Here is an 8,794-nt window from a genome sequence, read left to right on the forward strand (position 1 = left end):
GCGCCGGCGAACGGTGCCCGACCGGCGCACGTTCGCAGGCAGTGGACTACCCCTCAGCCGGAAGGGCGGCGATGACGTTTTCGACACTCCCGGCATCGAGGTGCTCGCCGAGAAGCCGCCGGAACACCTCGTCTCCCAACACAACCCGCTGCTGGCCCAGCCAGTGCAGGCACACGGCAATTTGCGGCGCCTGAAGCTCGACGAAGATGGCCAAGCCGCGCAACGTATAAGCGACCGCCTCATCAGCTCGACCTGTCACGGTGTACAAAACGCCAATCTGCGCAAACGAACTGGCCGTGCCCTCCCGGTGGCCCAGTGCCTCCATGATGGTCACGGATCGGCGGTACCACTCCAACGCCTGGTCATACTCACCATGTGCCTCGGCGATTCTGCCGAGCTGGTGGTAGCCGGTGGCCATGCCCGCCCGATCGCCCAGTTCCTCCATGATGGTCACGGATCGGCGGTACCACTCCAGCGCCTGGTCATACTCACCATACTCCTCGGCGATATTGCCGAGCTGGTGGTAGCTGGCGGCCATGCCCTTCCGGTTGCCCAGTTCCTCTTTGATGGCCAGGGACCGGCGGTACCACTCCAACGCCTGGTCATACTCACCACGTTTCTGGGCGATCCAGCCGAGCTGGTGGTAGCTGGCGGCCATGCCCTTCCGGTTGCCCAGGTCTTCGTTGATGGTCAGGGACCGGCGGTACCACTCCAGCGCCTGGTCATACTCACCACGTTTCTGGGCGATTCTGCCGAGCTGGTGGTAGCTGGCGGCCATGCCCTTCCGGTTGCCCAGTTCCTCTTTGATGGCCAGGGACCGGCGGTACCACTCCAGCGCCTGGTCGTACTCACCCCGTAGCTGGGCGATGATGCCGAGCGCGTGGTAGCCGGCGGCCATGCCCGCCCGATCGCCCAGTTCCTCCATGATGGTCAGGGACCGACGGTACCACTCCAGCGCCTGGTCATACTCACCCCGCTCCTGGGCGATCATGCCGAGCTGGTGGAAGCCAGTGGCCTGCTCGCGGCTGCCCTCGGCGAACCACGACAGCGTTTCCCGGTAGAGCTGCTCCTCCCCTCCCCACGCCCCCCAGGCATGCAACCGCTCACACACCCAACTGGTCGCCCCCGCCGCCGCCTCCACATCCCCCGCGGCGTGATGGTGATAACGCGCCTCCACCATGTCCATCACAGCCTCTCGGGGATCTTGCGGCAACACCCGCACCCGCCACCGCCAATACCGCGCCGCCGCCTCATGCGCCAAACGAATCTGCCCGGACGGCGTGACCTCCGGGCGGGCCAGCGTGGTCGCCGTCCATCGATGCACCACAAAGACCGCACCCTGCCCCGCTCTGGCCAGCGGGACCACCAACCCCAACCCCGCCAACACCCCCACCGCCACATCCACCCCCGGCGGCTCGGAAATCGGTGGCACCCGAAACGCCGCTACATCTCGGACGACTTGCTCGACCTCCTGCGCGGACAATCCCAGAGCCTCCAACCCTGCCTGAGGATCCTCCTTCCACCTCCGGCCCAGATACTCATCCATACGGTGCAGCCGCTCTTGCACGGCCGGATCGAGGTCTGCCGGGGTGCTCACCGGCCACGCCAATCCCGTACGGTCCACCGGGCGCCGGTACACCGACACCCCAACCAACACCTGACGGGTGAAATCTTCCAGCACCCCCAGCAGGTCACCCACCAGCGCGTCATCCACCGCTAACGTGACCGCCTCGGCCAGCACCCCGTCCAACCGCCCGCCCGTGCGATCACCGCCCAAGTGCGGTGTGCCGTTCGGCCGCCAGTCCTCCCGACTCATCCACTCCGCCGGGTCGGCGATGCCCCGCCGCCTCAGCAGGCCTTCCAGACGCTCGCGCACGTCGGCGAACCGCGCCTCGCCGCCGCGCAGCAACGCGTCCACGTACTCCAGCGTCCGCGGATGGCCCCCCACCATCTCCCACGCCCGCCGCTGATCCTGCACCCCCAGCACGTTCAACCCCGGCAGGCGCCACATCAGCTTGCGCGCCTCGGCCCACGACAACGGGCCCAGATGACGGACCGCCAGCCGCCCCTCCGCACCCTGCGGCAGCACGAACGGAAAGCGGCTGGTCACGAGCAGCTTGTGGCGGCCGCGCATGCGGATCCACGCGGTCAGGAAGGCGGCCAGCTCCGTGTCCCGAACGGCCCACGTGGCGTCGTCGTAGACGAGGTTGTCCTCGAAGTTGTCCAGTAGCAGCGTCAGCGGAACCTGGGCGAACAGGGCGCCGAGCGGCTTCAGCCGGTCCGCCCACGTCTCGTTCGGCTGCCGGACGTACGCGGCTAAGCGCCGGATGCCGGCGTCCTCGAAGACGGTGAGCAGGGTGCGGCCGATCTCGTCGAGGAGTTGGTCAGGGCTGGTCTGGCTGATCGCCGACACGATCACGCCCGCGTCGGCGCCGAGGCGGCGCAGCAGTTCGGCGGCCAGGCTGCTCTTGCCGACCCCGCCGATGCCGTGCAGCAGTACGCCCGGCCCGTCGACGCGCAGGGCGGCCAACGCCGTACGCATCTCCGCGCGACGGCCGACGAACTCGCCCACCTTGCGTAACGGCACCCCGTCGGCGAACTGCGGATCGACCGGCGGCGCGATGTCCTCGAACCCGTCATCGGGGTTGTACAGCGGCAGTGACGGCCCGCGCAGGAACAGTGCCGGGGTGGCCCACTCCACAAGAGAGGCGCCCATCGTCCCCACAGGCAGTTTCCGGCGGGCCTGCTCCAACCGGCGGCGCGCGTCGCAGAAGGCGGGCAGCACTTCCGGGATGTCCCGGACGGCCAGCTCGTAGTAGAGCGACTCCGCCAGAGCCGTCGCGTACGGGTCGGTCACCGGGGCCGTCATCGCCAGGACGGCGGGGACCCCGGCCGCCGACAGGCCCCGCGCCAGGCCGGTCAGGTCCGCCGATGCGGGCTCGTCGGCTCCCTCCGGCTCCTGCTGATCGGTTTCCTCGGACGCCGGCTGATCGGCATCCCCTGCCGGGGTGAGGGCGGTGGAACAGCCGGACAGGACGAGCAGCGGGACGCCTCGGTTGTCGGGGAGTCCCTCGTCGATGAACCGCTGGGTGGTCACCTTGTCGACTCGGCCGTCGGCGTCCTCCAGGAGCAGCGTTCCAGCCGTGGCATGGCATGAGATGTGCAGCACGTGGTAGCGCTCCTGCGACAACGCCTCGCGGATCGCCTCCAGCGTGCCCTGGTTCAAGATCCGTACGTACGCCCCGGGCCTGCCGCGCGTCCCTCGCCTCGCGGACTCCACCGAGTCGAGGATCTTGCCCAGCTCCGCTTCCAGGTCCAGTTGCGGGCCGCTGCCGTCGCCGTGCGGCGCCGCCATCGCGACGAGAATGCGCAGCGGGCCGTTGATGGTCATCACCGGCGCGGCGGTGGCACTGGTCACGCTGCGGAAGACCTGGACGCGGGGCTGCAACGCCAGCGGTTCCGCCTGACCTGGTACGCGCAGCGTCTCCCACGGCAGGTCGGCCAGTTCCTCGGCGACCTCCAGACCGAGGCGCAGCCCTGCGGTCTGGCTCCGTGCCGCGTTCAGTTCGGCGACGAGCGCGTCGGCGACCGGCCCAGGGAGAAAGGCGGCGCCCAGTTCTTTGCCGTACTCGGCGAGCAGCGTCTCCACTCCATCGGCGGCCGCGACCCCGCGGGTGATGAGGACGCCCCGGTTCCGGGCCGATGCCAGCCGCCAGCTCAGCTCCCCGAGTCGTGTGCTCGGCTCGGCCGCAGCGCTCACCGGTTCCCCGGCGTCGGGCAGCAAGGTCACCTGGTCGGCGGCTATCCGCAGGACACAGCGGCGCGGGACGTCCGGCCGGACCTTCGTACCCGGCCGCCGCCCGGGTCCAGGCACCGGCACAGGCGCCTGCCCACGCAGGGCGCGTATCAGCCGGTCGACCCGCCGGTCGGCTTCCGGCCCGTCCGCGTTGAAGAAGTCCACGGGGAAGCGGTTTGCCGCGAACTCGGGCAGTTCGACATCTTCGAAGCGCACCGGGATGAACCGCCGGCCGTCCTGGACGGAGCGGCGCATCAGGCTCTCGTACATCTCGCGCACCCATGCGTCGGCGAGCGAGGCGCGGCTGAACACCAAAATGCCCTGCTCGGCGGCGCCGATCGCCTGCTCGAACGAGGCGACGATCAGTGCACCCGGCGAGGCCAGCACTTCCCGGTGGGTCACCGTCAGCCCCGCCTTCCGCAGCCGGTCGGCGAGCCAGCGCACCCGCGCGTCGTCCTGCGGCGCGCCGGCGATGAACACGTGGCGCACGTCGGTCACGAGGCGGTCCGCAGTACCTCGGCGAGCTGGTCCACGCGTTCGTCGAAGACCTCGTCGCTGACGTCGCACAGGTCGGAGTAGTAGCGGCTGCCGGCGAACTCCGGCAGCGGCACGTCCTCGATGCGCACAGGGATGAACCGCTGCCCGGTCTCGATCGACCGTTGCATGAGGACGTAGTACTCGTTCGTGACCCAGCCGCTGCGCAGTGAGGCCCGGCTGAAGACCAGCAGCCCGTGCGCCGACTCGCGAATGGCCTTCTCCACCCCGTGGACGAGAGGCGTGCCGGGCTTCATGAAGACCTCGTCCAAGGCCACCTCGATCCCACGCTGTCGGAGGCGTCTCACCAGGTCTTTCACCACGGCTGCGTCGTCGTGGGAGTAGGAGACGAACACGTCGTACACCGTCGCGGGAATCTCATTCGCCGACTTCGCCGCGGCGGACGGGCTCGTGAGGGCAGCGGCTGCGGCGGGACGAGCCGTCTCGGTGCCCGAAGTCGCTTCGATCCTCGCTTCGCCGTGGTCCTGTCGACGGGCGCGTCTGCGTACGAGCTGGCCGCGGATGGGCACCCACGCGAAGTAGGCGCCCGCGATGCCCGCGAGAGTGCCGACCAGGGTAAGCGCCAAACCGGCCAGGTCCATGCCAATCAGGCTAAGTCGCGTACGCAGACAGTGGCGGTATGTAGCCGAATTAGGTCAACTATGAAGCCCAGGAAAACCGATAGCCGACGATAGACGTCCAAGCGGCAGGACGAAGTGCGGGGGCGGCTTCGATCTTCAATGCGGGACGAAGTGCGCGGGGCGGCTTCGGTCCTCGCGAGCGGGACGACGCGGGCGGATCGAGGGGCGGGACGGGATGGGCGAGCGGTCGTCGAGCGCAACCTACGATCTGTTCATCGTGCACGCCCAGGACGACCTCGAATGGGCCCGCCGACTCCAGGCCCGGCTGTCGCAAGACGGACTCCAGGCAGCGTTGGAGAGGTACCTTCCGGGCGACGTCATCATCAACCGCATCGAGGAGCTCATCCGCGCCTCGTCCAGCATCGTGTTCGTCTACAGCCGGGCCACCGCCGCCGACCCGATGATGGCCGCCAAATACGCGGCCCTGCTCACCCTGCCCGACGAGCGGAGGTTCATCCCGGCCCTGCTCGACGACGTCCCGATCGGCCCGTTCGCCGCGGCCCGCCGCACGCTCGACTTCCGCGGCGAGGACCAGGAACGGCCCTACCTCGAACTGGTAGAGGTCCTACGCGGCCCGCCGGCCTCCGATGACGTCGCGGACCACGACCAGTCGTCCCCGCCCTTCCGCCCCTTCCGGCATCACCGGCCCGAGGGATCGCGGGAGATGCTGCTGCGCATCGGTGAGACAGAGGTCGCCTTCGGCCCGGCGGACAGGGCGCCGGCGGCCAGCCACCGACCAGGGCAGATCACCCACACCCTGGAAGAACGGATCTGGCACCTCGACCGCGTACGTGACGGGCGATCGGCCGAACTGCCGACCAAGGACGCGCCCCTGGTGGGACGCCGAGGTGCTCGGATGGACGCCGTCCTGCGCGACGTGGGCGTCCGCCTGGGCAGGGTCTTCCTCGACGGGCCGGCCGGGAACGCTCTGGCCGCCGCCGTGGCGGACGCGGCGGGGCGCAACAGCGCGCTGCGTCTCGGCTTGCGCGTCCAGGACGACCTGGCCGAGCTTCCGTGGGAGACGCTGATGCCGCCCGGCCACGAGCAGCCGCTGGTCCTGCATCCGCACGTGGACCTGTTCCGGCACCTTCCGGCGAACGGAGACATCCCGGCGATCGGCATCCGTGCTCCGTTACGGATCCTCGCCGTGGTCGCCGCGCCCGACGGGCCGGGTGGTGGGGTGCTGCTCGACCTGGAGGCGGAGCTGCGCCGCATCCTCGACTCGGTGGACGACGCCCGGCGCCACGCGGCCGCTCACGTGCGCATCCTGAACGAAGGCACCTTGTCGGCCGTCCAGGACGCGCTCAAGCAGGAACGCTTCCACGTCCTGCACATCTCTTGCCATGCCGGCCCCGGGGTGCTGCTCATGGAGGACGAACGGGGCGGCGTCGACGAGGTCACCGCCACTCGCCTCGCCAGGGCGATCCCCCGCGACCAGGGTGTCCCGCTGGTCGTCCTTTCCGGATGCTCCACCGCACTCGACACCCGCACCGCCACCGATCACAACGACGAGCCTTCACCGAACGAGCCGTCGGACCCGGACACGGCCGAGGGAGAGGCGGCGCTCGCGGGGCTGGCGCGGAGCCTGTCGGCCGCCGGGGTCCCCGCCGTACTGGCGATGACGGCCCCGGTGACCGACGACTACGCCAGCCTGCTGACCGGCGCCCTCTACCGGGAGCTGGCCATCCGCCCACGGCCGGACGTCCTCACCGCGCTGTCGGAAGCCCGGCGCGCCCTGGAAGAGACGCGCCGGGCCGCGCCTGCGGGCAGCCCGAAGGCCGACCTGGCAGAGTGGGCCACCCCGGCCCTGTTCCTGCGCGGGCCGTCGCTGCCGCTGTACGACGTGAACGATGGCGTGGACGCGAACGTGAAGCCGCCGCGCGCCGTCGTACTGGATCGCGGCGTGGTCGTGCGGGCGGTCGGCGACTTCGTCGGCCGGCGCGCCGAACTGCGAGTTTTACGGGCGGCCCTGCGTCGCCACCCGGGCGTGCTGCTGCATGGCATCGGCGGGGTGGGCAAGAGCAGCCTGGCCGCCGAACTCCTCGGGCGGCTCGGCGACGACGCGGGGCTGGTCGTGTCCCTGGTCGGCCGCACCAGCCCTGACCAGATCTTCGGCGCCGTCGCCGACAAGTTGCTGGTCGCCACCGCCACGGCCGACGCCCAGGCCGAACCGCTGCGCGAGCTGGCGCAGTTCCTGCGCCGGCTCAACTTCCCATGGCAGGTACGCCTCGACGCGCTCGACCGGGCCCTCGCCGAGGTGCCCGCCGAGCTGAGCGCCAAGGTGGCCGCTCCGCCGCTCACCCTCCTGCTCGACAACTTCGAGAACAACCTCGACCCCCACCGGCACTTCGCCTTTCTGGACCAGGAACTGGCCGCGTTCCTCGCCGCCTGGACCACCACATCGAGACGGATGAAGCTGCTGGTCACCAGCCGCTACCCGTTCACACTCCCCGAAGATGCGGAGCGTCGGCTGACGACTCATCACCTGGGCCCGCTGTCCCGGGCCGAGGCACGCAAGCTGATGTGGCGCCTGCCGGGGTTGAACGCACTGGAAGTGGCCGACCAGCAACGCGCATGGGAAATGGTGGGCGGTCATCCACGAACGCTTGAGTACGTGGACGCGCTGCTACGCGGCGGCCAGGCCCGCTTCACCGACGTACGCGACCGCCTGGAACGGCTCCTACGCGAACGAGGCATCGCCGACCCGGCCGGATGGCTGAGCCGCGAGGCCTGGCAACTGGACGGCACGCCTGCTCCGAGCGATGACCAGGCGGCTTCGTGGCCCGAAACCTCGGCCGGTGCCACGCAGGTGAACCTAGCCCGGGTTCCGGTGGGCGGCGGGCGATTGGACGGAGCGCTGGCCGAGGCGGTCACGCTGGCGGTGGACGACGCGCTGGTGAGTGACCTGCTGGATGTGCTGGACGATTTCGCGCACCGGGTGCTGGTGGGGGTGTCGGTGTACCGCCGCCCGGTAGGCCCGGTGGGGTTGGCCTGGCCGGTGAGCACTCCAGCGGACCCCGATCCGGCCGTAGAAGAGCGGCTGAACCGTCTTCAGGAGCGTCTGGAGCTGGCGCGCAAGGAGCATCCTCAGGCTGAGGTGAAGGATCTGGGGTTGTCGGCGCAGGAGAGCGACCAGTTACACCGTGATGTGGCGGCGTGGCAGGCGCCGCCGATCTCTATGCCACCAGAGGTGGATGCGGCGGTGGCGGTGCTGGCCGGGCTGGGGTTGGTGGTCCCGCTGGCCGACGAGCAGCAAAACGAGACATTCATGGTGCATCGATGGACGGCGGCCACGCTGACCCGCCCGGAGGTCACGCCGGCCGAGCAGATTCGTTTGGCGCATGAGGCGGCGGCGCGGTATTGGCGGTGGCGGGTGCAGGTGGCGCCGCAAGATCCTCGCGCGGATGTGGATGACATGGTGGAGGCCCGGCACCACCACCACGCCGCAGGCGATGTTGAAGCGGCGGCGAGAGCGACCGATTGGGTGTGTGAGCGGTTGCATACCTGGGGGGCGTGGGGCTGGGAGGAGCAGCTTTACCGAGAAATGCTGCCGTGGTTCGCCGAGGGCAGCCGCGAGCAAGCCGCCTGCTTCCACCAACTCGGCATGATCGCCCAGGACCGTGGTGAGTACGACCAAGCACTGAAGTGGTACCGCAAATCACTGACCATCAAGGAAGAACTGGGCAACCGGGCGGGCATGGCCTCCAGCTACCACCAACTCGGCATCATCGCTCAACGGCGGGGCGAGTACGACCAGGCACTGAAGTGGTACCGCAAATCACTGACCATCGAGGAAGAACTGGGCAACCGGGCGGGCATGGCC

General features: G+C 69.7%; 3 protein-coding genes. 1 reads left to right on the forward strand and 2 read right to left on the reverse strand.

The annotated features are described in order from the left end of the window. Positions 1-46 precede the first annotated feature (46 nt). Positions 47-4,294, reverse strand: coding sequence for a tetratricopeptide repeat protein (locus ACZ6QO_RS12220; RefSeq protein ID WP_465850088.1), 4,248 nt, complete (start codon positions 4,292-4,294; stop codon positions 47-49). Then, entirely contained in the window at positions 4,291-4,932 is a 642-nt protein-coding gene (locus tag ACZ6QO_RS12225) for a toll/interleukin-1 receptor domain-containing protein (protein ID WP_465850090.1), read from the reverse strand. The genes ACZ6QO_RS12220 and ACZ6QO_RS12225 overlap by 4 nt, the downstream gene beginning before the upstream one ends. 214 nt (positions 4,933-5,146) lie before the next feature. On the opposite strand from ACZ6QO_RS12225, the gene ACZ6QO_RS12230 reads away from it, so the two are divergent. Further along, positions 5,147-8,794, forward strand: a 3,648-nt coding sequence (locus ACZ6QO_RS12230) for a CHAT domain-containing protein (protein WP_465850092.1), incomplete at its 3' end; no start/stop codon positions are given.

This window comes from Sphaerisporangium sp. NPDC049457, from assembly GCF_055586705.1.